A 24,868-nucleotide genomic window follows, 5' to 3' on the forward strand; every position below is an offset into this window, starting at 1 on the left:
GCCTTATCTTTAGTTGAGTTTGAATATATCGGTCGCTCCTATTCATAGTTTGCGATCGATTATTCAGCAAGCCCTATCTACAAACCATCGTCCTTAATCCCGTTCCAACCACGCCCGCATTTTACCCGGATTCAGCAAACCGTAAGGATCGACCAACTCTTTAAACTGCAACTGTTCCACATTAATACTTTTCATCCCTCCATCTTCCAATATATAAGTGTGAGGATTAGCAATGAATGCGCCTTGCTCTTCATGATAGCGAATAATTTCATTGAGCCGTGATTCCGTAGTGTAGCGAACTATTTGCAAAGCCGCGGCGATCGCCCTGCCATTCATCCGCAAAAACTCCAAGTGCATCATCACCTCATCCCCATAATAATTGTACAGTTCCTCAATCAATTTCAAACCTCGATCTGCGGGAAAAATCGTCTGCAAATAAGTCAGAGACTGGTCAGCGCTGCGAGCGTGTAGAGTTGTATGATTCCAAGTAAATTCAGCAATTGCTGCACCCTTGCTCGCTGCTTGCGCGTTTTTTTGATAGCAAATTGTGCCGCCATATTCGCGCACCAAATCTTGCAGCGGTTCCAGACAAGATTCAGCTACCATTAACAAAGCGCAGTGCTTACCTTCAGGAATCGCCTCGCGGAAAGCAGCAAAATAAGCAGGAATCGGCCAAGCACAAACACAAATTAGTTTTTTGATAATCCCGTCAGCATCGCCCAAAGCTTGACCGAAGTTTGCCGATGTCATAAAATCGTCAAAAGCGACGATGATTTCCGCCCAAGGATAAGCAGGCGCGAGGGGAATTTCTAACTCAGTAATAATCCCATTTGTACCGTAAGCGTGATTGACTTTTTGCACTTCATCGCCGCGCAATTCGATGACGCGGGGCTCGTCTTCCATTGTAACGACTCGAACGGCATGAAGATTTCCCCGATCGCGCAATTGCCCGTAAGTTATCGAACCAATTCCCCCGCTACCGCCGCCAATAAATCCCCCAATTGTTGCGGTGCGATAGGTTGAGGGAACCATCCGCAATTCCCAACCAGTTTCTCGCGCTTGTTTGTCGAAAACCGACATTTTCACCCCTGGTTCTACGCAAGCTAAACCCGGTTTAATCCAGCGGATACTGTTCATTTTGCTGGTATCTAAAATGACGCCGCCCTTGAGGGGAATGCACTGCCCGTAATTGCCTGTTCCTGCACCTCTGACAGTTAGCGGAATTTTGGATTTGACGCAGGCGGCAGCAATCCGCAAAACTTCGGCTTCGCTGGCGGGACGAACTACTAAATCTCCTGTTTTATCACTTAACAGAGGTTGCAAAACAGGACTGAAGTGATAATAGTCTTGAGATAGCTTGACAACTTGCGCGCGATCTCTAATTATTTCAATTCCCGATAGTTCCGAAGAAAAAGCATCCCAGTCAATACTTTGAATCGCAGTTGCAGTCATTTTTTTTTCTCCATGCTGCCCGTATTATATATTTTACCAAGCAGAACTTAGTAACATAAAATATTAACTGCCATCTTTCTTTAAGCAGTAAGGTGCTTATTCGCACACCCTACATATAGAATTTCTGCCTCCAGGACTGCTTTTCTCAATTAACAAATCCCCCAAACACCGCCATACCGTAGTATTTCCAAGGCACTGAAACAGTGTCAAATCTAGCTTTTCCCAGCATTTCCAACTGTGCCGAAAGTGTAGCTAGGCGATCGGGATTAGAATACCCGTAAGAGACACTCTTCCCCACATTCGCGCGAATTTGTGCTAAGGTTTCCCCCTGATTTAGCGCCCAATCTTCTCGCGCCGCTTGATAAATATCTTTCATTGCTGCTGATTCTGCTAAAAGAGGATCGGCATTCCAAAAACAGCCACCAGCATTTAAACTTTCGCGAATCCGTTGAAACAATTTCAGCTTCATTTCGTCCTCAAGATGGTGAATTGCCAGAGATGAAATGCAAGCATTGAATTTATCGCCCAACCGTGAGAAATTTGGATTGTTTGCCCATTCTCCAAAATCCATTTCTATGCCAGTCCACCGGGCTGCGTATCCTGCCGACTCTATTTTGGCGCGGGCAAAATTAAGCATTCGCGGCGAGTAATCGACAGCAACTATTTCTGCATAAGGGTAGCGTTGGAGAACTTTTAAACTGAGTTCCCCCGTACCGCAGCCGAGTTCTAAAATGCGGTGGTTTGTGTTAGCAATGCAGCCTGCTACTACATCCAGCATTTCGTCATATTTAGGTAAAAGTCGCCGAATGCCGGTATCAAAATCAGCAGTATTGACGAAAACTTCTCCCGGAAAAATTTCGTTGTTAGTAGGTGAGACAGTAGAGTCAGAATTCACGATCGGCAATCATAGACTACAATGGCTATCCTAACCGAGATAGAGCAAAAAGTGCGTGAAGTAAGGACACGGCTGTGCCGTGTCCTTACTCGACCGTCTGTACTTCACTCAACAGAAAACCGCTATAAAATTATGCGTACTTTTACGGATAAGCGAAACACTCGCGGTAAACAATAATTAACCATCCTTTGCACTCTCCAGTCAGGCTTTACCCCTGACGCCAGCAAAACACTCTGAACAAGCAGTGTTATGTTAGTAAGTAGTAGTTCCGAATTAATTACATAATATTTTTACTGAAACCCTTGCCTAGCAAGGAGTCTTTATGTAATTAATTTTGTGTGATTACTTAGTGCATAAATTCCCATCAAGATTAAACCTCACACTTGAGGATACCATGCGCCAGTTGATTTCTCGAATTCGGGCTGCCATCAGCCAATTAATTTACAAGCGAATTCTGCTTGCGGTGACAATTTTATTTTGTGTAGGTGTAGGAGTAGCGATGGCAAATATGTCTCGTCTTTCCTCCACCCTAATCGAATCGCAAGCCCTCCAAAATGCCACCCTCTATGCCCAAGCTGTTAAAGAAGCCCGCACCCTTTACAGTTCCGATGTTGTCCATCCTCTCAACACCGCTAAAGCGATTAACTTTACTTACGACTATAACCCGACAAAAGTAACAGTTCCCGTACCAGCTACTTTCTTAATAGAACTGGGCAACCATATCACTAACAAAAATCCCGAAGTATCACTTCGTCTCTACAGCAACTACCCCTTTCCCTGGCGGAGGAAAGAAGGCGGAGTCCGAGACGATTTTGAACGGCAAGCTATTATGTATTTGACACAAAATCCGACACAAAAGTTTTTTCGGCGTGAGGATTTTCGCGGCAAACCAGCCTTTCGATATGCAGAAGCAGATATTCTAAGTTCGAGCTGCGTTAACTGTCATAATACTCACCGTGACAGTCCTAAAACTGATTGGAAAGTGGGAGATGTTCGGGGGATCTTAGAAATTACTCAACCTCTCGATACCATCACTCAAAATACTCAAAGTGCACTTAAAAACCTGTTTTTACTGTTAGTAGGACTTTCCGTTTTAGGGATGACAGGATTAACTTTATCTATCAGTAGGTTGCGCCAAAATGCTAAACAATTAGAACAGCGCGTCAGAGAACGCACGGCACAATTGCAAGAAACTAATGTAGAATTGGTAAAAGAACAGGAAAAGAGCGATCGCCTGCTGCTCAATATTTTACCCGAATCCATTGCTGCTAAGCTAAAAGACGGTCAAAGCAGTATTGCTGACGGCTTCGCAGAAGTCACGATTTTGTTTGCGGATATCGTAGGCTTTACCGTGCTTTCAGCACAAATCTCTCCCGAAGAATTGCTCAAGTTCCTCAACGAAATTTTTTCAGCCTTCGATGGCTTAACGGAAAGGTATGGGTTGGAAAAAATCAAAACAATTGGAGATGCTTACATGGTAGTGGGAGGTTTACCAAATCCCAGCACCAACCACGCCGAAAGCATTGCAGAAATGGCTTTAGATATGCAGGAGGAATTAGCAAAATTTAATGCCAAACATCATGCAGAAATTAACATTCGCATCGGCATCAATACCGGGCCTGCAATTGCGGGGGTTATTGGCACTAAAAAATTCATTTATGACCTCTGGGGCGATGCCGTCAATACAGCAGCCCGCATGGAATCCCACGGGATTGCCGGCGCGATTCAAGTCACACAATCAACTTACGATATCTTGCAAAATAAGTATCTGTTTGAAGACAGAGGAATTATCCACATCAAAGGCAAGGGCGATATGAATACTTATCTGCTTGCAGGCAGGTTAGTCAGCGCAGTTTCGGTTTAATTTGTTTATTATATTATTAAGGGGTCTGCTAGTTAGTCCGAAGTCATCAGTCATTCGTTGTTAGTCGTCAGCCAAGAACTAACAGTTAATGGGTGCTGGCTGTTGACTACGGACAATTACAGGAATTACACAGGGGATGTTAGAAACCCGGTTTCTGCGCGGTTGCTTCGTTGACACAGCCCAAATTGATTACCAGAAACCCGGTTTTTTTTCCTATGTCCTACATTAGCCATTGGCAAAATAGTAAATTTTATGCTATCGCGGATTTTATCATTCTTGAGTTTTTTCAAATCTCGCTTGTCTAGGCAAATAGCTTTGTGGGTATTTGCTAGCATTCTTGTCATAGAGGGAATTATTTTAGTTCCCTCTTATTTTCGGCGAGAAAATGAACTTTTAAGTCAACTGGAACAGGTATCTCGGGCGACTGTTGATTCCCTAGAGTTTTTGCTCCAACAAGATATTTCCGATCGCACTTTCTTGCAAGAAGAAGTAAAAAATATTACTAAGGATTCTCAAGTAATCTTAGGACTATCTATTTACCAAGCTAACGGGGAGCTAATATATACACTTGGCGAACCGCCAGAAATCAGTTTACAGCAACTAAAAAAAGCTCGTATAGTTCACAGTAACAATTTCGATGGCAAGCGCTACGATATTGCTTGGACGGAGCGACATTTTGGAGGGGATTACATCTTAATTGTTCGCCACGATGCTTCCACCGTTCAACCGGAACTCTACGCATTTATCGGGCGAATTGCGGTTCTAGTCATCATTATATCAGCCTTTGTCACTTCTGTGACTATGTTTTTTTTAGGGGTGACAGTAATTGCACCTATTTTGAGATTGCGCGATGACTTGATCGCTGCGGGAGACGCTTTGAGCAAAGATCAAGAAAAACCTGATTTCTACTCTCTGTCTGTCAAGCGTGATGACGAGTTGGGAGAACTCATGGTCGCATTCAATCAAATGTTTCACCGAGTATACAAGGAAATCGCACAGCGGAAACAAGCTGAGGAAGTATTGCGGGCCGAACAAGAAAAGTCAGAACGTTTATTACTAAATATATTACCAGTAATGATTGCCGATCGCCTAAAACAAGGTCAGATAAATATTGCGGACGGATTTGCAGAGGTTACGGTTTTGTTTGCTGATATTGTGGGCTTTACCGAAATATCTTCGCGCACGTCTCCTGAAGAATTAGTCGAATTACTTAACAAAATATTTTCATCTTTCGATAACTTGAGCGAGCAATACGGCTTAGAAAAAATTAAGACTATCGGCGACAATTATATGGTAGCAGGCGGTTTGCCACTTCCCTGTACAAATCACGCCGAATCTATTGCCGAAATGGCCCTGGAAATGCAGCAAGAAATTATGAAATTCCGCGACGAATGCGGTAAACCTCTCAATATCCGCATTGGCATTAATACGGGGCCTGTTGTAGCAGGTGTCATCGGCACTAAAAAGTTTATTTACGATTTGTGGGGAGATGCTGTGAATACAGCAAGCCGCATGGAGTCTCAGGGACTTCCTGGTAAAATTCAAGTTAGCAACTCAACTTATGAGTTGCTGTGCGATAAGTATTTGTTGGAAAAGCGCGGCAAAATTAATGTTAAAGGCAAAGGAGCAATGACGACTTATTTGCTCAAAGGCAGAAAATTGTAACTGACAGATTTAACTATCGCCGGGGAATACGTGATATGGCGGCAGACGTTGCAGCGCAGCCGCCCTCAATACCAAACTAGATTTTTTTTGAACGAACCGCGAAGACGCTAAGGACACGTTCGGCGAAGCCGTTCCCGAAGGGTAGGAAGAAAAGAGAAGATAATATAAAGAGTTCACTATTGAGCTATAATTGCTATTTAAAATGCAAGTTTATATTAGTTACCGTGGCAAAAATGACTGCGAATCTGGAACATAATTCTTCTACTTCTCCGATTTGGCAGCCCTTCACGCAAATGAAAACGGCTGCCCCGCCGCTGAAGGTAATTCGCGGCAAAGGATCGGTGCTGGAATTAGCAGACGGGCGGCAAATTCTCGACTGCATTTCTAGTTGGTGGGTGACTGTTCACGGGCACAGCCATCCGGTTCTGGCTGAGGCTCTTTACGAACAAGCCAAAAAGTTAGAACACGTAATCTTTGCGGGATTTACTCACGAACCGGCCCTGAAACTTGCGAGTAAATTGCTAACTCATACGCCTGCTTCTTTAACGCGGATTTTCTTTTCTGATAACGGATCGACTGCTGTTGAAGTTGCTCTGAAAATGGCTTTTCAATATTGGCGCAATCTCGGAGAAACTAACCGCACTAGCTTTATTAGTTTTGAGGGCGGTTATCATGGCGATACTGTGGGTGCGATGTCGGCTGGCAGAAGTTCGCTGTGGTGGGAATCTTTTGCACCTTTAATGTTTGCTGGGGATGTTGTTCCTTTTCCGGCGACTTTTGACGGCGATGAGGAGGTGGAAAGCAAGGAGGCGGCGAGTTTGGAGAAATTGGAGTTTTTGTTAAAGCAGGGTGGCTATGCGGGAATTTTTATCGAACCTTTGGTACAAGGTGCCGGGGGAATGCGAATGTGCCGCCCTGAGTTTTTGCGGGCGATCGCACAACTTGCCCGCCAGTTTAATGTATTGTTGATTTACGATGAAGTAATGACGGGTTTTGGCCGCACGGGCGAACTGTTTGCTTCTGTTAAATCTGCAACTTCGCCAGATATCCTGTGTTTATCCAAGGGATTGTCTGGCGGCTGCTTGCCAATTGCTGTCACAATGGCATCGGAGGATATTTATCAAGCTTTCTGGCGAGATGAATCGGACAAAGCTTTTTATCACGGTCATTCTTACACCGGAAATCCCTTAGCTTGTGCGGTGAGTGTAGCATCCTTGGAGCTTTTGGAGCAAAACCCAAATGTGTATCAAGGGATGGAAAAACTGCACCGCCAATATCTGAATCAATGGCTGAGAAATCATCCTAAACTCGAACGGATTCGGACTTGCGGCACTATCGCAGCAATGGATGTGAAAACGGAAAGCGTTTCTGGTTATTTTAATGACATTGCTCCTCTATTGAAAGCCAGATTTCTCGAAGCGGGGTTTTTGCTCCGCCCCTTGGGAAATACGCTTTACTTGATGCCTCCCTACTGCATTTCTCCTGATGAACTCGAATCGATTTATCGGGTAATTCGTCAGGTTTTGGATACTCTGTAAACCCTTTAATTTTAGTAATGATTTTACCCAATTGGAACGATTTGGCTGACGACGCGCTGGCGGGCAAATGTATCTCTCGCGAGCAATCTTTAGCCGTATTGCGCGCACCGGATGAGGTTTTGCTGGAACAACTAAACGCAGCTTATCGGGTGCGCCGCCACTACTGGGGAAACCGAGTCAGGCTGCACTATTTGTTAAATGCTCAAAGTGGCCTTTGTCCTGAAGATTGCCATTATTGTTCTCAGTCAAAAATTTCGACTGCGGAAATTGAGAAATATCCGCTTTTAGCTAAGGAGAAAATTCTGGATGCCGCCCAACGCGCAGCAGAGTTAAAAGCTGGTACGTTTTGTTTGGTGATTTCGGGCCGCCAACCTAGCGCATCTACTTTCGATCGCGTTGTGGATGCTGTTGAGACTGTGAAGGCAAATTATAACTTAAAAATTTGCGCTTGTTTGGGATTGTTGAGCCAGGAGCAAACTCACCGGCTGGCTAAAGCTGGAGTCGATCGCGTAAATCACAATCTCAATACTTCCGAATCATATCACTCGGACATTTGCACCACTCACACTTTTGGCGATCGGGTGGAAACCGTCGAACACGTAAAAGCAGCCGGAATCACAACTTGTTCCGGCGGAATTTTGGGGATGGGCGAATCGGATGATGATGCGATCGATTTAGCGCTTTCGCTTCGCAAGTTGGGCGTTACTAGCGTGCCGGTCAACTTTTTTATTCCGATTCCCGGTACGCCATTTGCAGATGTGAACAGGTTAACTCCACGCCAATGTTTGCGAATTCTTTGTTTGTTCCGATTTTTGCTTCCGAGTCAAGAAATTCGGATTGCTGGGGGACGGGAGGTGCATTTGCGATCGCTGCAACCTCTCGGACTCTACCCCGCTAATTCTATCTTTGTTGGCGATTATCTGACAACTCCCGGACAAGCTGCCCATCAAGATTGGGACATGATTCGAGATGCGGGGTTTGCGATCGAATCCCCTGAAGGTTCTCTCTTAGAAGTTGATTCAGCAGTTACCCAATCGCCTCAAAAAACCCTGGTTGTGTAACTCTTATAGCAGTTTTCAATCAGATGAAATGAGTAGGACACGGCACTGCCGTGTGCCTACCCAATATCTCTACTTCACCCTTACGCATGGGGAAGAGAAACCTGGTTTCTGAGGTAGCCAATGCCTAAGCCGTAAGTTCTGAGATTGTAGTCAGAAACCCTTATTCTAAGGTTGACATTCTTCAATCTAAAATCTAAAATCCTACAAGAGGGGGAAATTGTGGACAAACGTGAAGAAATTACGATCGCAGAATACCAGCTAACTGCCGAATCTTTCCGAGAAGGAACTTGGCATCACGACGTATCCCAAAATCGCAACGCACTGACGGCTGCCATGCCCCGCAATCCAGGTAAAATTCTCGATATAGGATGCGGGCCCGGACGAGATTTAGTAGCGTTCAAGAGCCAAGGACACACAGTTGTAGGCTTAGATGCAACTCCAGCTTTTGTAGAAATAGCTAAGAAGTTATCGGGATGCGAAGTTTGGCAGCAATCTTTTCTGAATCTCGACTTGCCAAAGGCAGAATTTGACGGTATTTTTGCCAATGCTTCCCTAATTCACGTTCCCAGCGACGAGATGGTGAAAGTGCTGCAAGATTTGCACAAAGCCTTAGTTGTTAGCGGTGCAATTGTCATGTCAATGTGCCGGGGAAATTGGGAGGGATACGACGAGCGGCCGACAGGAAAACGCTATACTGCGGGATGGGAATATGAAACTTTAGCGCCCTGTTTGGCACAAGCAGGATTTGCAATTGTCGATCGCTACTACCGCCCTCCCGGCTTACCCCGCGAAGCTCAATCTTGGGTAGTAATAGTGGGCAAAAAAATCTAACGTAAATGGGAAATTGGAAAGCGGTAATTGCGAATCATTACCCTCTCTTCCTCTGCGTACTCTGCGCCCTCTGCGGTTAAATAAAAAACATAATTCACCAATTGACAGAGGATTGTTGTATAATCTACATTCAAATAAACCAGTTTGTCAACCCATTAAATCAAAATTGATATGACAGAGAAATTCCACATTTTTTTAGCTGGTGCTAGTCGAGGAGTCGGCTTAGAAATCGCGAAATGTCTGACAGCACAAAAGATGCAAGTAACAGCACTTTTGCGATCGCCCGCAACCAGCACCGAATTAGAAGCAATGGGCATCAAAGTCGTCACTGGCGATGCTTTGGATGCTGCCGCTGTCGAAGCTGCGATGGCTGGCGGTGAGCCAATTCATGCCGTAATCAGCACAATTGGCGGGTTGCCCAAAGATGGGGAAAGAGCCGATTATTTGGGCAACAAAAACTTGATTGATGCGGCTGTCAAAGCAGGCGTACAAAAATTTATTTTAGTTTCATCCATCGGTAGCGGTAACACTGCCGGCGCTTTGCCGCCGCAAGCTTTAGAAACTTTGCGCCCGGTGTTAATTGAGAAAGAAAAAGCCGAAAATCATTTGATAGAAAGTGGGATGATTTATACAGTGATTCGTCCCGGCGGACTCAAATCAGAACCTGCAACAGGCAACGGTATTTTAACAGAAGATTGTCGAGTTGCTGGAACTATTCACCGGGCGGATGTAGCGCAGCTAGTTTGTCAGTGTTTAGTTTCTGATGCTGCTAACAATAAAGTTTTGTCAGCGGTAGATAAACAGATGGTTTACGGCAATCCCGAATTTGAGGTATTAAATCTTTAGGGGCTGGTTTAGCGCAAAATAAGCTGTTTTGCATCTAAATTGTATTTTTTGAGCCGGCTAGGAGCAACGCCCCACAAGAAAATTGAACTTTTGTGGAACAGGCAAGATGCCTGTTCCTAAAAATGCTGCAAGATTTTGCACTCAAGAATCGAAAGGCTTAATCCACGATCGCCCGATCGCCCAATCCAAAACCAAACCTGCGATCGCAAACAATACCACACTCTCGGCACCGCGAACAGCAAACGGCAATAACTCCTGTAGGGCGGGCATCTTCCCAGGTTCAAAAAACAATCCAGCATCCAATTGTCCAAAAGCCCGCACCAACCCAAAAGCCAACACCGCACCAGATTTAAGCTGCGGGTTAACATCTCGGCGAATCGCATAGCGGTAAGTCACACCGAACAAAAAACCGCCCAAAAGTGCGATCGCCCCTCGGGCGGCAAAATTTAGGTCAATTTCCCTTACCTGCAAACTCGCCAGAGAATCCAACCTATCCGCCAGAATTAAGCTATTACCAAGGGCGATCGCCCCAAAACCAAGCAAACAAGACAAAGCAGCAACACTCCCTGCCTTCAAAGATTCTACCCGTTCAGCGGCACTAAAATTTGACGAGTCCTTCACGGCGCCCTCATTCTTAAAATAGCTCAAATTGACTTATCATAAGGTTTGGAGTCACTTTGTACAGTTTGTTCAATAAATAGCTATGGATATTTTGTCACTCGGTTGGGTTTCGGTGCTAGTTCTGTTCTCCTTCTCAATTTCAATGGTCATTTGGGGACGCAACGGTTTCTAGATTCCAGAATAGCTTGCGGGGCAAGCTTTTTAACTGCCCCGCATTTTTTGGAAATCCTATTTAACACAATCAAAATAACAGGAGTTGGAAACATGACAGCCAAAAAAATCTTAATGTTAGTCGGCGACTTTGTAGAAGACTACGAAGTAATGGTTCCCTTCCAAGCACTGCAAATGGTAGGTCACACGGTCCACGCCGTCTGCCCGGACAAAGTGGCAGGTCAAACAATTCGCACCGCAATTCATGACTTTGAAGGCGATCAAACCTACAGCGAAAAACCCGGTCACAACTTCACTTTAAACGCGACTTTTGACGAAATCAACCCGGCAGACTACGACGCTTTGATTATCCCCGGAGGACGCGCCCCAGAATACATCCGCCTCAACGAACAAGTGCTGCAAATTACCCGCTACTTTGCCAACAGCAAAAAGCCGATCGCATCTATTTGTCACGGCTTGCAAGTCCTGACCGCCGCCGGCGTACTCGAAGGCAAACGCTGCACCGCATACCCCGCTTGCAGCCCCGACGTACTCCGGGCCGGCGGCAAATATACAGAAGTACCCGTTACCGAAGCCGTAGTCGATGGCAATTTAGTCACCGCCCCCGCGTGGCCAGCACATCCTAACTGGCTAGCTGAATTCCTGAAAGTTTTGGGAACGAAGATCGAACATTCAGAGAAAGTCGAAGTATGACTATTTTTACAGTCAAAGTTAAACCGAATTCCAAACAGCAAAGTATCGCAGAACAACCAGACGGCAGCCTCACAATACATCTCAAGTCGCCGCCAGTCGAGGGCAAAGCCAATCAAGAATTAATCATGCTGTTGGCGAAAAAGTTTAAAGTACCGAAATCTGCGATCGGCATTAAATCCGGTTTTTCCTCCAGAAATAAACTTGTGGAAATTTCAATTGAACCTGTAACTTAGAAATAAAGGTAATAACAAATCTATCTAAAGAGAGATACAGACTCAACTTTAAAATCATATATTAATAGTTGTAGAGTTAGAATATAAAATTATGAGCATTGAAAATAGAGTCGAAGCAACAGCCAAGAATATTGAAGGCAAAATCCAAGAAGCTGTTAGCGAAGTTACAGGCAATCAGAAAGATAAATTAGAAGGTCAAGCCAAGCAAGACCAAGCATCAGCAATTCACCTGAAAGAAGACCTCAAAGATAAAGCAAAAGAGATTGTAGACCAAGCTTAGTAACAGTATTTGCTACAAGTTTCCTGCCTACTCAATCCAGCAAACCTATCGTTTGCTGGCTTTTTTTTGATCGCCCAAAGTTGTAGGATGCGTAAGGGGGGCTATTAGTGTAAGGCAAACACCTCGCGATGCAAAGAAACTTAGGCTCCCTGACGCACCCTGTTCGACTAACAATCGCTGCAATAAAAAAGCCAGGGATTGATATCCCCAGCTCTAAAAATACCAGAATTAGTTTTGAGAGTTGGTAGGGCGATCATTTCAGAATCCACCCCACCCACTTTTACCCAAATTAAATCAGGGTAATGTCAGAAGCCGTAATGCCCGGTCTGCCATTGAGAACTGCCAGCGTAACGCCTGGGTTAGGACCAGCAGTACCGTCAGGGTCAAATCCTAGTCGTCCGCTTGCATTTTCATAAAAGAGGAACGGGTCTGACGCGCCAGCCCCGGCTGGACCAAAATTGCTAGTGTAAGCCCCGTTCTCAAGCACCAAGAACGACCTCGATGAAAGTCGATTCGTACCTTCGACTGCACTCACGCCGGGGAAGCCGTTGAACTGCAAGATAAACTTGTCTTGACCGACAACAAAATCTCCGATTGCGTCTGGCTCAGTACCCAATGCGCTGCCGGTGGTGGTGCCGAGGATGACGCCCTCGCCGAAGTTATTGTAGTAGAAGCTGTCATTGCCACTGCCACCAATCAGCGTGTCAGGACCCGGCCCGCCGCCGAGAGAGTCGTTACCGTCGCCCCCGATCAAATAGTCGTTCCCAAAGCCGCCCAACAGCGTGTCGTTTCCGGCACCGCTATTTAAGGTATCGTCCCCGAATGTTGGTGCGTTTAATACCTCGCCGAACAGTATGTCATCCCCAGCACCGGTAGTGATGACATCACTGCCATTGCCACCAGTGATGAAGTTGCTACCTAAGGTATCGGTAATCAAGTTGGCGACAGTGCCGGTAAAGGTGACGCTGCTAGCGTAGGAGATGATGTCGTTACCGGCAAAGTTGCCGATCACTTTATCAAACTGGGTGCCAAAGAGGAACGTGTCACTTCCCTCGCCACCGTTCATGAGGTTGGTGACGGTGAAGCTGCTGCCAGTAGGATTGGTGTAGCCAATTAACAAATCGTTGCCCAGCCCGCCGTCTAGAGTAACGAAAGCAGTACCAGTACCAGCAAAAATAGCCCTGGTAGCATCGATAGTATCGTTGCCGTCTCCACCGGAGGCTTGAGTAAAGCTACCGCTCAAGCTGTCATTGCCTGCACCGCCGACCATGCTATCAGTCGAATAAGCTGCCACGATCGTGTCGTTGCCGTCGCCACCGTCGAGCAAGCTCCGACCCGCGAAGCCTGGAAATGAACTGGAGGCGCCTACGCTTGAAATTGCAGTCACCGTCGCCGACACGATGAAGTCGTCGCCTCCACCTCCGAGGGCAGTATCCTGCGCTGCAAAAACTTTGATCGTGTCGTTGCCGTCGCCACCGTCAAAGAAGTTTCTGCCGCTGCCAAACTCGCCGATGGCGCCGTAGAGAGAATCGTTGCCGCCACCGCCAAGCAAGGTGGTTCTCTCAATGCCGACCGTGATGACGTTGGAAATAAATGCGCTGCTTTGCGTACTGTTGGTAATGACTAAGATGTCGTCGTTATCATCGCCGGACAGGTAGCTGCTGCTGGCCACACCACGTAGCGTGTCGTTGCCTTTACCGCCAAAGAGAGTGTCTCTTACATTGATACCTACAACCAAGTCGTCGCCCAAATCACCCCGCAAGTAGTTGCTGCCTTCATTGCCAGCGAAGCCAATACCCAAGCCACCCTGTAAAGAAAGGTTGTTGCCACCGCCTGCGATGAAGAAGCCGATCGCGTCATTGTCCTTACCGCCGTAGAGGGAATCTCCTCTCTGCGCCCCTCCCAAAATCGTATCTGCGCCCTGATTACCAAACATCAGGTTAGCTTCGACAGTACCTTGGATGATGTCGTCTCCCAAACCGCCGGCCACGGTAGCGCGGGCTTCAGCGACTATGGTGTCATTGCCTGCCTCGCCGAACAGCAAAGCCGGAGTGCGCTGGGATCTGATTGAGTCTTCGTCCTCGCCGCCATATATGGTATCGTTCGGGCCAACTGAAATCAGAGTATCGTTATCGCCTTGGCCAAATATTAAGCTGCCGCCCAGGGTGGAAGTTTTAACGGAATCCGCCCCAGCTCCGGCGAATACTGTATCCGGGCCTAGTCCCGGAAGGTTTAAATCTAGTTGATTAGGATTGTCATCTAACGTTGTCATAAAGCTTCACTCCTCTACTTGTTGGTCATCGCTGGTGCGACTACAGACACTGCCTAGAACACCGAATGTTTGGATTCCGCTGTAGTTTAACCTGTTTGCCAGCCGCAAGTCTAGCCTACTGGCGTTAACCCTGTCTAGACTTTCTCCCTCGCGGATTTTTTGCTTGTAAGCTTTTATTTTCAAAGTCTTCACCCTTTAATAATCCTGGTGCACAGTCTCAGGTGCTCACCCTCAAGAAGACGCGGCTGATATTCTTAATGTTCCATTCTGGATTGGCGGTCGGGGATCGCGTCCGGGGGAGGAAATTAAAGATTAAAAAGGTAGATCAGGGTGATCGGGAAGACAAGGGAAATTGGGAGATTTGTTACTTGGTAACAAGGCTTTGTGGCAATTTCCGGTTTTCCAGGCAGGGCCGTCATTTAATAATTCTGACCCGGATTGAACTCGCCAACCGCTCCGGGCTTTAAAAGTCTACGCCCCGCTTTAGTTCTACGCCCCGATCGCCGTAGTGTTTGTGACAGTATACCTCGGAGTGTACGCTTGCCAAGTCAAAGTAAGCGTGGGGTTTGTGGCAGCGCCCGGTGATAATAATTTCTGTATCCCGCGGCTTGCGTAGCAGGGCTTCTACGATCGGCTCTACCGGCAGCAGTTCTAAGTCTACTGTGGGATTGAGTTCGTCGAGAATAATCGTTTTGTACCAGCCGCTGGCGATCGCACATTTGGCGATTTCCCAGCCGCGCTCTGCTTCTATGCAATCTAGCTCTTGCTGTTGCCCCCGCCAAACTATAGCATCTCGGCCGCACCGCTGGTGGTCTACTAGCTGTGGGTAGCTTTGCCGCAAAGCTGCGATCGCCGCATCTTCTGTATAACCGGTGCCGCCTTTGAGCCACTGCACGATTAACACGCGGTGAGATTGGTCTTGACTGATACCCCTACCTATTGCCTGCAAAGCTTTGCCTAAAGCGCTTGTAGACTTGCCTTTTCCCGCTCCCGTGTATATCTCGATACCCGAAATATGATGCTCTGTCGCTGCGGGGTGATAATGGGGCTTCATTTCTGAATGCAAGTCGGCAATTTCCAGCAAAGCTTCCGGGGCCGCTCGACCTGTGGCGATTACTTCTAAATATTCTGGTTTGTTTTTGAGGGTTTGGACTACTTCGTCCACTAGGAGCAAACCCAAGTCCAATACGGGGTTTAGTTCGTCTAGTACCACCACGGAATAGAGCTCGCTGGCGATCGCTCCTTTGGCGATATCCCAGCCTCGCTGAGCTTCTGCGCGATCAAAGCGGGTTATTGCTTCGGCCCCAAAATATTCAGCTCTGCCGGTACGCACTTGGTCGATCAAGTGGGGAAATGCCCGTTGCAAGGCTTCTATTGCCCCGTCTTCGTCGTAGGAGCGGCCGGGACCTTTGAGAAAGCGCAGCAACAAAACTCGCGTGGGCGAGTCAGAATTGATACCCAGCCCGATCGACCGCAACACTACTCCCAAAGCTGCCTGAGACTTGCCTTTACCAGCGCCGTCGTAGACGTGAATCTGACCCGCAACGCGTTCCGAGCGGGATGAGGCTGTCCGAATACCAATGCCATTCCTTACCATAATCAGCAGTTATTTGAGTCTGTATCGGGGTGGGTATTCGATCGCGCACCTTGAATGTTTAATTTTTCCATTCTGTTGGCGGATCTCAACAGATTATACGATAAGTCCTAACCCCCAATCTTTTAAGCAGCGATCAAACGCAATCAGGGGCTCAAACCTGCGGTTAAAATTATTCCGCTTGTGCTGTACAATTAAAATTTAACACGGGCTTATATACCTGAAAGCTTATGATTGCGAGTGTTTTCCCATTTCGGACTGTTTTGGTGCAAATTTTAATTATGTTTCTGGCGATCGCGATCGAATCGTGGTTTCTGCAAAAACTACTTAAACTCGGCCCCAAAACCAGCGTTGAATATACAGCTATCCTCAATCTATCTTGCACTTGCGTAGGCTGGTTAGTTTTCTTCGGCATTGAAAGCGTTCTTCCCAAAGATTTGCGGGAACAGCTTATCGGTTATATTTTATTAGGTCGAGGTCAGGATGTTTACGCTCGAATAACTATGATAGCAGTCTCTGTATTAGCCGTGACTTTTATAGCTAAATGGCAGGGATTGGAAATCATAGAAAACATAGTTTTAGGTAATAAAAAAGCTTCCAAAACTCAGTTTTTGGGACCACCAACCCTCACCCGCCGTCTTCCCAAAAGAACTTTTCAAGTAACTACCCAGTTGGGGGGAATTTTAATCGCCCACACTGTTAGCAATTTCGTTATTTTAACCGTGTTGTTTTTGCAAAGCGTCAATTGAAATATATGATGAAGCAATTTTTTGATGCGACTCAGCAACTCACTAAGCTGACGAACAACCTTTGGGAAACCAATAAAAAAATCCAAAAGGCGATGATTCCGCCTAAAATAGTCCACTGGAAGACGCCTTTACTGCTCAGCATCTTTTTAGCTTTGCTGACAGTGGCGGCAGTCACTGACTGGCGGACGAGAACTCTGCTTTTTGATATGAGCTGGTTATTTTTTACTCTTTCAATGGGTTTGTTGACCAGCCAGCAACCTTTTGTGATTAAAGGAGTAAGTCTGAGTCCGTGGGTGACAAGCATCTTAATTGGCTTGTGGTTGCTGGTAAGATTGCCGTCGGATAGGAAGCAAATAGCATGGATATCTGGCCCACTTATAGCAGTAGTAGTTCTTGCTATAATAGAGATTTGGAATAGCGAGTCAAAACGGGAAGGTATCAGGTCGTTGTTGCGGCCTCAGTTTTTGATGATTACTCTAGTTCACTTGCTGTTTTCCTGTTGGTTTGCTTTTCACTTTTTAATTCAAGGTTGGATACAACAGTATCCGAGCGTTTTATCTCAAGATTTGAGGCAAAGCGATTATGTGGTGACATTTCAACGGCCAACTATTAATCGCTCCCGAGGAGTTGTTATCCTCAATGCAATGGAGCGATACCTGCAAAATGAAGCTCGCACAAAACCGTGGGCGCAGGTAGAGCAAATGTTAATAGATATTGACAACGAGCGATTTTTTCTGAAAAATCAAGCCTTACAAACAACTGGGTTAGTCCCAGAAGATGCGAGCTGGGATGTCAAAACTTTGATCGTTCAAGGAGAGTCACGCTATCAGTTAGAGATGCAAGCAACTTGGCTCGGGCTGGTTTTTAGGCCGGAAATATATTCGTTTACCAAATCTTGCGAGGTGTTCCAGATAGCCAATCGGGCGACTGTAACCTGCGATGCGATCAAACGCTCTCAACCCGGACAGAAAAAAGATGGAACGGCGGGGGACAGTCAAGTTTGAGTCTGTCTCTGTTAACTAATTGCGATCGGTATAGCGGGAGAGTGGGAGAGTCTGAGAGTCTGAGATGGAAAAAATCCTCTTTCTTCCTTCTTCCTTCTTCCTTCTTCCCTCTTCCTTACACTAAAGTATGGCGAAAGTTTCCAGCGGGTTAATAACTAGATGAATTTGAGAAGAATCTTGACAGTCGCGACCAATGTATTTTGGGAAGTAATTCGCGATCGCATCCTTTACTTAATTATTATTTTTGCTCTGTTGATGGGAGCCTCGGTACGGTTGATACCGGAATTGGCGGCGACAACCGAGAAGAAAATTATCTTAGATGTCGGTTTGGCTGCTATTAGCCTTCTCGGTCTAATTGCCACAGTCTTTGTCGCTACCGGACTGGTCAACAAAGAAATAGAAAAGCGCACTGTTTACCTGTTAGTTGCTAAGCCGATAAGTCGGGCTGAGTTAATTGTGGGCAAGCACTTAGGGCTGTCGGCGGTGCTGGCGGTGCTTGTAGCGGCAATGACTGTTATCTATCTGGCTATTCTGAGTTTGAGCCGCATTCCTTTCCCTTTGGAAAGCATTTTAATCGCTTCGTTGTTTGTCTGGTTTGAGCTGTGTCTGATGGCCGGTGTCGGGATTTTATTTGGGGTTTTTAGTAGTTCGCTGCTGGCAACTTTACTGACATTTGGCGTTTATTTGATGGGACATTCAACGCGGGATTTAGTGGCTTTGGGTAAGTTAACTAAAAATCCTGGCATTGAACAATTGATGATGGGACTTTATCTGGTTTTGCCGGATTTAGCCAGATTCAATTTGAGAAATGATGCTGTTTACGGACAAGTACCTTACTTAGCGGGTTTGATTACAGATGCTGGGTACGGTTTGCTGTATGTGGTGCTGCTGCTGTCAGTTGCGATCGCCATATTTTCCCGCCGGGAATTTTAAAACGCGCATTCCGCACCTTCAGGGTAATTGTTTGTAGTGAAGACTAAAATCCTCACTACAAACAATTTTATTATCGACTTAGCGCGCTAAGATATAGAGAAGGTTATGGATTACCAATCTCGACTAAAAATAAAATTTTTATTTGTAAAAGGAGGTGACTTATGACTACTGTAATTCACAAACCGATATCGCAGCTAAAAATTACCTGGCCCCTGCTTCCCGATGATTTTATCCTACCAGACGACCCTGTAGACGATATAGACCATCCCTTGCTAGCTAACGGTTTGCGCCAGTCTGTAGTGGATTCCCCGGAACTAATTCAAGACGCACTCATAGTTTCTAATTTTGCTTTGTGCGCTGCTGTGGACGATCGCACTATTTGCAAAGCCCCAGACTGGATGTACGTGCAGCCGGTTCAACCTTGGCCTCACAACTATCCCCGCCGCAGTTACACCCCTCATACCGAAGGAACAGTGCCTTTTGTAGTGATGGAATTTCTATCAGCTACTTACGGCGACGAATACTCTGTCGAACACACAGAAGAAATCGGCAAGTGTTTTTTTTACGAACAAGTAGTCAAAGTTCCTCGCTATGTCATTTTTCGACGGCATACAGGCAGAATAGAAGTTTATGCGCTAGAATCAGACCGTTATGACAATCAAAATCCTGATGAAAACGGCCGTTATTTAATACCTGGATTAAATCTATTTTTGGGAGTGTGCCAGGGAACTCGCGAAGGTAGAACGGGATGTTGGCTGCGCTGGTGGAATGCAGCGGGCGAGTTGCTTTTGTGGCCGGAAGAAAGGGCAGAAAATGAACGCCAGCGGGCAGAAAATCAACGCCAGCGAGCCGATCGCCAACAGCAAGACAAAGAGTTAGCCGAGACGCTACTGGAACAGGAAAGACAGCGAAATCAAGAACTTTTGGCTTGATTGGCAGCCCTCGGTATCGATCCAGAGTAGCATTAGAAGTCCGATGGAAGTCGGAATAAATAAGAAGTTCGAGGGAAGAAGGGAACCCGATCAAGATATGCTTTCTTCATCCTTTTTTCTTCAGTTTACTTTCTGACTTATTATGTTGGCAAAAAAAGGTGAAATTATGTTAGTAGAAAAATTAGAACAATTAAAAGATATTTTCGCACAGATGGAACGGGCTTTGGTTGCCTACTCCGGCGGTATTGACAGCACTTTGGTGGCAAAAATCGCTTTTGATGTGTTGGGCGATCGCGCTTTGGCAGTGACGGCAGTTTCCCCGTCTTTACTGCCAGAAGATTTAGAAGATGCGCGCATTCAAGCAGCAGAAATTGGCATTGCCCATCAGGAAGTACAAACTCAGGAAATGGCAAATCCAAATTACACTTCTAACCCAGTTAACCGCTGCTATTTCTGCAAAAGCGAACTGCACGATACTTTGAAACCCCTAGCACTAGCAAAGGGTTATCCTTATGTGGTGGATGGGGTTAATGCTGACGATTTAAAGGATTACCGTCCCGGAATTCAGGCTGCGAAGGAACGCGGCGCGCGATCGCCTTTAGCAGAAGTAGGCATGACTAAATTTGAAGTGCGGCAGTTGGCCAAAGAATTGGGTTTGCCTTGGTGGGACAAACCGGCTCAACCTTGTTTGAGTTCGCGCTTTCCTTACGGCGAAGAAATCACCGTTGGAAAGTTGCAAAGAGTGGGGCGCGCTGAACGGTATTTGCGCCAATTGGGACTGAAAAATTTGCGAGTGCGATCGGAGGGAGATACGGCGCGGATTGAGTTACCCGCAGAGGAGATTCAGGAGTTTGTTGTAAATACGGATTTGCCTGCATTGGTGGCGGTGTTTCAGGAGTTGGGTTTTATGTACGCGACTTTGGATTTGGAGGGGTTTCGCAGCGGCAAATTAAATCAGGTTTTGCAGCAGGAGCTGTTGGGGGTGAAAGGTTAATTAATTATCCTGAAAAGACGATGGCAATTTCGCTAAATTTGCATAAATCCTGACTGCTGGTTAAAGGAATAGTATAAACTAAACTAGCAGCAATAGTAACAGTAAGTTTTATGAAAGTTAAATTTAGGTTATTTTCCGTCGTGTTGGCTTTGTTGTTGTCGGCGTACGTCCCCTTTCGGGTTTTAGCTAACCCGCAACCTTCGGGTGATACAGTTAGTTCTGCACTGTGGTGGCAAGTTGCTGTGTACAATCAGGTACAACAAATTAAAGACCGGCAATATCAAGGGTGTGTGTGGGGCGATTCTATTTCCTCGGCTCTGGGAGACTCTTTGGGAGCAAAAAATTTTAATTTTGCCATCGGAGGGATGAGTTCAGTTTCGCTGCTAGAACAGCTTAAACTTGTAGTGCCACAGCAGTTTACCTGCGAAAAAGCGATTTTGGCTATCGGCACAAATGATGCTATGTACGGCATTAGCGACGAGCAGTTTGTCAGCAATTTGAAACAGGCGATCGCTATTATGCGATCGCTAGGAACCAAACAGATTATTCTGATTCCTGCTTTTTACTCAACTCTTGCCGCCAGCCACAATCCTAAATTTGCAGGAACAATTGCCAGAGTTGACGAAATCAATGTTCTCATCAATCAAGTAGCAGCCGACGAAAATATTCCTGTGGAATCTAGCGGCATACAAGCCTTGTTTAAGGACAAAGCTCTAAATACGGATTTAACAATTGACGGCGTTCATCTCAATGCCCAAGGTTTAGATATATACAGAAAAGTTTTGTTAAATATTTTGAATCCTTCCTTAACAACCCGCAAATATTTTGATAGAAAATCTGTTTGAGTTATTAGTTTTAAAGTCCGCACGCGCGGACTTTATGATTCGCTTACTTTGAAATTAAAAACCGCAATCAAATTCGTTTGTAGCGAGAACTTCAGTTCTCAAAAGTTTACAAACTTGGGTCATTTTACCCAAGATGATATCAAGGAGTAGTTGTCGTAGTTTGTGGCTGCATTTGCTGTAGCTGAAGTTGCTGCTGCTGAAGTTGAAGCTGGTCTTCCTGCGCCTTCTTTTGGAGTTCAAGTTGCCGGAGCTGAATTTGATAATTCTGATCCTGCTGCTGTCTTTGGAGTTCAAGTTGCTGCTGCTGAAGTTGCTGCTGCTGATTTTGAATATCGATCTGCCGCTGTCTGTCTTGGTTCTGTAATTTAATTTGTCTGAGTTGATTGCGTCGATCGAAATCTCCTCCCAAAAACAAGTTTTGAAAAGCGTTGATAGTTGTTTGAAACCCAGTAAATACGCCGCTAACACTGCTGACCCCAGTTGCAACTCCTGTGATCGGCTGCAAGAAAGTAGTGATATTGTCTGCTACCCTAGTATAGCCCGATCGCGCTACCAGAATCACATCGTTGTTGCGGAGAGTTGGGTTATTATTAGGATTCAAGCCTTGAGCAAAATCCACCTCGATCGTGCGGCGAGAAACAGTACCGTTGGGGTTCAAACGCAATAGTTCTACCTTGTCTTTTTTAGCCCGCAATTGATTGAAACTGCCTGCGGTGAGCAAAGCTTGGTGCAGGGATGTACTAGGCCGCACCTGCAAAGCCCCAGGCCTAATTACTTCTCCTACAATATTGATGCTAATCGCGTTCGGAGAAAAACTGCTATTTGCGACTTGAGAAACTTCAGCTAAGTCTACATTAGCTGCCGTCGGGATAATGACGCTATCTCCTTCTTGCAGCAAAATATCTTGAGTTGCGTCGCCTTTTTGCAGCAAATCCCACAGATTTACCATGATAGTTTGTTCATTGCCACCTCTGACTCGGCGACGGATTTGCACGTGGCGAATGTCAGCTTCTGTGGTGATACCACCAGCAATTTTAAGTGCTCTAGTTATTGTTGGTAGACCCACAACTGCTCCTTGCTGTTGGTCGATAGATACAAAACTCAACTCTGTTTGTTGGTTGCTCGATCGCACATCCGAAGCAAATACAGTATAAGGCCCTGGCCGATTTACTTCCCCGACAATTACCACGCCAATTGGTTTAGTAATATCAGCGGAAAAATTAGCACTGGCTCTTTGACGGACTTCTTGAGTATTAAGGGAACTTGCTGTCGGTACAAAAATTGTATCTCCATCTCGAATGGTAACGTCTTGACGCAAATTTCCCGTGTCTAAAAAATCCTGTAAATCAACAGTAGTAACTTGCTCCGGCCCGCCTCTGCGGGGACGGCGAATTTGGACATTTCGCATATCTCCTGCTGATGTCACCCCTTTTGCAAGTTGCAGCATTTCCATCAAAGTCGGAAATTTTACTCCTCCTCCGGTTCCTTCTCTAGTGGGATTAATCTTGTAGGAACCCGGGCGAGTAACTTCACCGGCAAGACCTATATTTAGGGGGCGAGCGACGATCACAGTCACGGTAACAACAGGAACATTGATGAAGGGTTCGTATCGCTTGGTAATCACGTTAGCGGCTTGTTGCAGGGTCAACCCTTGAATTGAGACGCTGCGAATGATTGGCAAATTGAGTGTCCCGTCAACTAACACTTGATATTCCTTGCTGAATTCAGGGACGCCAAAAATATCTAAAGCAATGCGATCGCCCGGGCCTAAAGTATAAGCTGCTTCTTGTGTCAGGGAACCCATATTGCCGCTCGGTGGCAAACTCGAACCCGGAGGTGGCGGCGGCGGTACTATCGGCCGGTTTGGGTTCCTAGCGGGCGCAGGATTTCTGATGGCAGGCAACTGAGCTATACTGGGCAGCGAACTGCTTAGCACCAGGAGTGCTGACAAACTCAGACTTGTAGCGGTTTGAACGGTATGTTTCATCTTTCTTCCCTGGTTGCAGCCTGCCAATGAGCGATGGCAATTTAGCTAGTTGATTTTCCCTGCTGTCCAGTGTAGCCTCGCTTCGCTGCAAAATCCACAGGTGCAAGCCTAAAAATTGTGCGATCGCACTTAACTATTTTGCACCTTGTTTGTAAAGAAACTGTAAAGCCCGCCAACTGTTCTCAGGATTAGCAGCTCGTTTGAGCAAAATTATTCATACATAACTCGGGATACAAATCAACCCGCCACAGAAAGGGGATAGGAAAAAACCGCCCTGATTTGAGGTATTATATTAAATAATTCTATCTGCGGGACAAAGACAAGTGTCACTAAAATTGGATAAAGTAATTCCCTGGGGACGCTGCTTGGATGAATACATAGGAATGTTTAGCTTGACATCAAGTGACCTCAAGCTAGAAATTCTTGATTGTGCCGGCGGCCCGGCAAGTTTCAATGCCGAAATGACTCGCCAAGGTAAAAAGGTAATTTCTTGCGATCCAGTTTATCAGTTTAGTTCGCTGGAAATTGGCGATCGCATCCAAGAAACATATCAAACTGTCATTGACGGTGTTAAAGCCAATTTAGACGGCTACCTGTGGAACAATTTTGAATCGCCGTACCAGCTAGGCGAAGTCCGAATGAAGACGATGCAGGAATTTTTAGAAGATTTTCCATCAGGCTTGCAGCAAGGTCGCTACCTGAATGCTGAACTGCCAGTTTTGCCTTTCGAGAACGGTCAATTCGATCTAGCTTTGTGCAGCCATTTCTTATTTGCTTATTCTCACCTGCTTTCGGAAGAATTTCATCTAGAAGCAATTACAGAAATGTGTCGTGTTGCAAAGGAAGTCCGGGTATTTCCGCTGTTGCAGAGTTTTAGCGGGGAGGAATCCGATCACTTAAATCCGCTTCTCACAGAATTGAAAAAGAGAAGTTTTAGGGTAGAAATTCAAGAGGCTCCTTATGAGTTTCAAAAAGGTGGAAACAAGATGCTGCGAGTTAGGAAAAAAAGGTAATTTACGGCTATACAAAATTTCCTTATCGCCACGGGGAATGAAATAAAATAGGGTGACTCGACTTACTGCCAAAATTTTTATTAGAGCGGAAAACAGCAGATTAACGCAGATTATTTTCAAGATATTTTGCGACTTTTTAAAGATAGCGAGAAAAAGCTCGATCGCGTACCTGATTTTGAGTATATAGCAAAATTGACACTAAATAAAAAAAAAACGATCGCACTTCTCACCCCTTGCCCCAATCCACTATCCATCTGCGTCTATCTGCGTGCATCTGCGGTTAAAAAAAGAAATCAATAGCTTCGCAACAAATCAAATCGGCTCTCCTGAGTTTATGGTGTAAAATGTACCTAATAATACATTTACCGTTATGAGCTTCCATCTAGACTATCTAT

Annotated in this window: 23 protein-coding genes; 17 read left to right on the top strand and 6 right to left on the bottom strand. The window is 45.8% G+C overall.

The features are described 5' to 3' along the window. Positions 1-93 precede the first annotated feature (93 nt). Positions 94-1,452, bottom strand: a complete 1,359-nt coding sequence (locus tag QUA40_RS20135; RefSeq protein WP_333129026.1) for an FAD-binding oxidoreductase — start codon at positions 1,450-1,452, stop codon at positions 94-96. Positions 1,453-1,597: 145 nt separating this feature from the next. Further along, a complete protein-coding gene (locus tag QUA40_RS20140; RefSeq protein WP_333129028.1) occupies positions 1,598-2,347 on the bottom strand; it encodes a class I SAM-dependent methyltransferase in 750 nt (249 codons plus the stop codon). A gap of 394 nt (positions 2,348-2,741) precedes the next feature. Here QUA40_RS20140 and QUA40_RS29085 point away from each other — a divergent pair, with 394 nt between their 5' ends. The 6 genes from QUA40_RS29085 (at position 2,742) to QUA40_RS20175 (ending at position 10,152) form a co-directional block, all read left to right on the top strand. Further along, positions 2,742-4,211 (top strand): adenylate/guanylate cyclase domain-containing protein, encoded by a 1,470-nt coding sequence (locus QUA40_RS29085; RefSeq protein WP_445301174.1) that lies wholly within the window; start codon positions 2,742-2,744, stop codon positions 4,209-4,211. Positions 4,212-4,463: 252 nt separating this feature from the next. Continuing rightward, on the top strand, positions 4,464-5,876 hold the full coding sequence (locus QUA40_RS20155; protein ID WP_333129030.1) for an adenylate/guanylate cyclase domain-containing protein: 1,413 nt from the start codon (positions 4,464-4,466) through the stop codon (positions 5,874-5,876). A 233-nt stretch (positions 5,877-6,109) separates the two neighbouring features. Continuing rightward, positions 6,110-7,414 (top strand): adenosylmethionine--8-amino-7-oxononanoate transaminase, encoded by a 1,305-nt coding sequence (gene bioA, locus QUA40_RS20160; protein WP_333129032.1) that lies wholly within the window; start codon positions 6,110-6,112, stop codon positions 7,412-7,414. 17 nt (positions 7,415-7,431) lie between these two features. Beyond that, positions 7,432-8,475, top strand: a complete 1,044-nt coding sequence (gene bioB, locus QUA40_RS20165) for a biotin synthase BioB (protein ID WP_333129035.1) — start codon at positions 7,432-7,434, stop codon at positions 8,473-8,475. A 219-nt stretch (positions 8,476-8,694) separates the two neighbouring features. Then, positions 8,695-9,306 (top strand): methyltransferase domain-containing protein, encoded by a 612-nt coding sequence (locus tag QUA40_RS20170; protein WP_333129037.1) that lies wholly within the window; start codon positions 8,695-8,697, stop codon positions 9,304-9,306. 171 nt (positions 9,307-9,477) lie between these two features. Beyond that, positions 9,478-10,152, top strand: coding sequence for an SDR family oxidoreductase (locus QUA40_RS20175; protein WP_333129038.1), 675 nt, complete (start codon positions 9,478-9,480; stop codon positions 10,150-10,152). A gap of 141 nt (positions 10,153-10,293) precedes the next feature. Here the strand turns inward: QUA40_RS20175 and QUA40_RS20180 are convergent, their stop codons facing one another. Then, entirely contained in the window at positions 10,294-10,773 is a 480-nt protein-coding gene (locus QUA40_RS20180; protein ID WP_333129040.1) for a hypothetical protein, read from the bottom strand. A gap of 82 nt (positions 10,774-10,855) precedes the next feature. Here QUA40_RS20180 and petN point away from each other — a divergent pair, with 82 nt between their 5' ends. The 4 genes from petN to QUA40_RS20200 all read left to right on the top strand — a co-directional run bounded on the left by petN (position 10,856) and on the right by QUA40_RS20200 (position 12,150). After that, positions 10,856-10,945: a cytochrome b6-f complex subunit PetN gene (gene petN, locus QUA40_RS20185; RefSeq protein ID WP_071883976.1), complete on the top strand. Its 90-nt coding sequence runs from the start codon at positions 10,856-10,858 to the stop codon at positions 10,943-10,945. A 92-nt stretch (positions 10,946-11,037) separates the two neighbouring features. Further along, on the top strand, positions 11,038-11,637 hold the full coding sequence (locus tag QUA40_RS20190; protein ID WP_333129042.1) for a DJ-1/PfpI family protein: 600 nt from the start codon (positions 11,038-11,040) through the stop codon (positions 11,635-11,637). After that, entirely contained in the window at positions 11,634-11,870 is a 237-nt protein-coding gene (locus tag QUA40_RS20195) for a DUF167 domain-containing protein (protein ID WP_333129044.1), read from the top strand. Before QUA40_RS20190 ends, QUA40_RS20195 begins: the two co-directional genes overlap by 4 nt. A gap of 91 nt (positions 11,871-11,961) precedes the next feature. Further along, positions 11,962-12,150, top strand: coding sequence for a CsbD family protein (locus tag QUA40_RS20200; protein ID WP_333129047.1), 189 nt, complete (start codon positions 11,962-11,964; stop codon positions 12,148-12,150). Positions 12,151-12,439: 289 nt separating this feature from the next. Here the strand turns inward: QUA40_RS20200 and QUA40_RS20205 are convergent, their stop codons facing one another. After that, positions 12,440-14,422: a calcium-binding protein gene (locus QUA40_RS20205; protein ID WP_333129049.1), complete on the bottom strand. Its 1,983-nt coding sequence runs from the start codon at positions 14,420-14,422 to the stop codon at positions 12,440-12,442. A gap of 463 nt (positions 14,423-14,885) precedes the next feature. Next, positions 14,886-16,019, bottom strand: coding sequence for a cob(I)yrinic acid a,c-diamide adenosyltransferase (locus QUA40_RS20210; RefSeq protein ID WP_333129051.1), 1,134 nt, complete (start codon positions 16,017-16,019; stop codon positions 14,886-14,888). 227 nt (positions 16,020-16,246) lie between these two features. Between QUA40_RS20210 and fraC the strand changes: the two genes are divergently transcribed. The 6 genes from fraC to QUA40_RS20240 all read left to right on the top strand — a co-directional run bounded on the left by fraC (position 16,247) and on the right by QUA40_RS20240 (position 21,473). Continuing rightward, positions 16,247-16,765 carry a filament integrity protein FraC gene (fraC, locus tag QUA40_RS20215; protein WP_333129054.1) on the top strand — a complete coding sequence of 173 codons (519 nt, stop codon included), beginning with the start codon at positions 16,247-16,249 and terminating at the stop codon, positions 16,763-16,765. 5 nt (positions 16,766-16,770) lie between these two features. Further along, a complete protein-coding gene (locus tag QUA40_RS20220; protein ID WP_333129056.1) occupies positions 16,771-17,769 on the top strand; it encodes a DUF5357 family protein in 999 nt (332 codons plus the stop codon). Positions 17,770-17,928: 159 nt separating this feature from the next. After that, entirely contained in the window at positions 17,929-18,702 is a 774-nt protein-coding gene (locus QUA40_RS20225; protein ID WP_333129058.1) for an ABC transporter permease, read from the top strand. Between the two features lie 161 nt (positions 18,703-18,863). Next, positions 18,864-19,634, top strand: a complete 771-nt coding sequence (locus QUA40_RS20230; protein ID WP_333129060.1) for a Uma2 family endonuclease — start codon at positions 18,864-18,866, stop codon at positions 19,632-19,634. Between the two features lie 166 nt (positions 19,635-19,800). Continuing rightward, the gene (larE, locus tag QUA40_RS20235) at positions 19,801-20,628 is read left to right on the top strand and encodes an ATP-dependent sacrificial sulfur transferase LarE (protein ID WP_333129062.1); all 828 of its coding nucleotides are present in this window, start codon (positions 19,801-19,803) and stop codon (positions 20,626-20,628) included. 110 nt (positions 20,629-20,738) lie between these two features. Next, positions 20,739-21,473 (top strand): SGNH/GDSL hydrolase family protein, encoded by a 735-nt coding sequence (locus QUA40_RS20240; RefSeq protein ID WP_333129064.1) that lies wholly within the window; start codon positions 20,739-20,741, stop codon positions 21,471-21,473. Between the two features lie 139 nt (positions 21,474-21,612). Here the strand turns inward: QUA40_RS20240 and QUA40_RS20245 are convergent, their stop codons facing one another. Next, positions 21,613-23,460 carry a polysaccharide biosynthesis/export family protein gene (locus tag QUA40_RS20245; RefSeq protein ID WP_333129067.1) on the bottom strand — a complete coding sequence of 616 codons (1,848 nt, stop codon included), beginning with the start codon at positions 23,458-23,460 and terminating at the stop codon, positions 21,613-21,615. Positions 23,461-23,783: 323 nt separating this feature from the next. Between QUA40_RS20245 and QUA40_RS20250 the strand changes: the two genes are divergently transcribed. Then, positions 23,784-24,473, top strand: coding sequence for a class I SAM-dependent methyltransferase (locus QUA40_RS20250; protein ID WP_333129069.1), 690 nt, complete (start codon positions 23,784-23,786; stop codon positions 24,471-24,473). Positions 24,474-24,868 lie beyond the last annotated feature (395 nt).

The sequence above is a fragment of the Microcoleus sp. Pol11C3 genome, assembly GCF_036701485.1.
In the GTDB taxonomy this organism is placed as follows: domain Bacteria; phylum Cyanobacteriota; class Cyanobacteriia; order Cyanobacteriales; family Microcoleaceae; genus Microcoleus.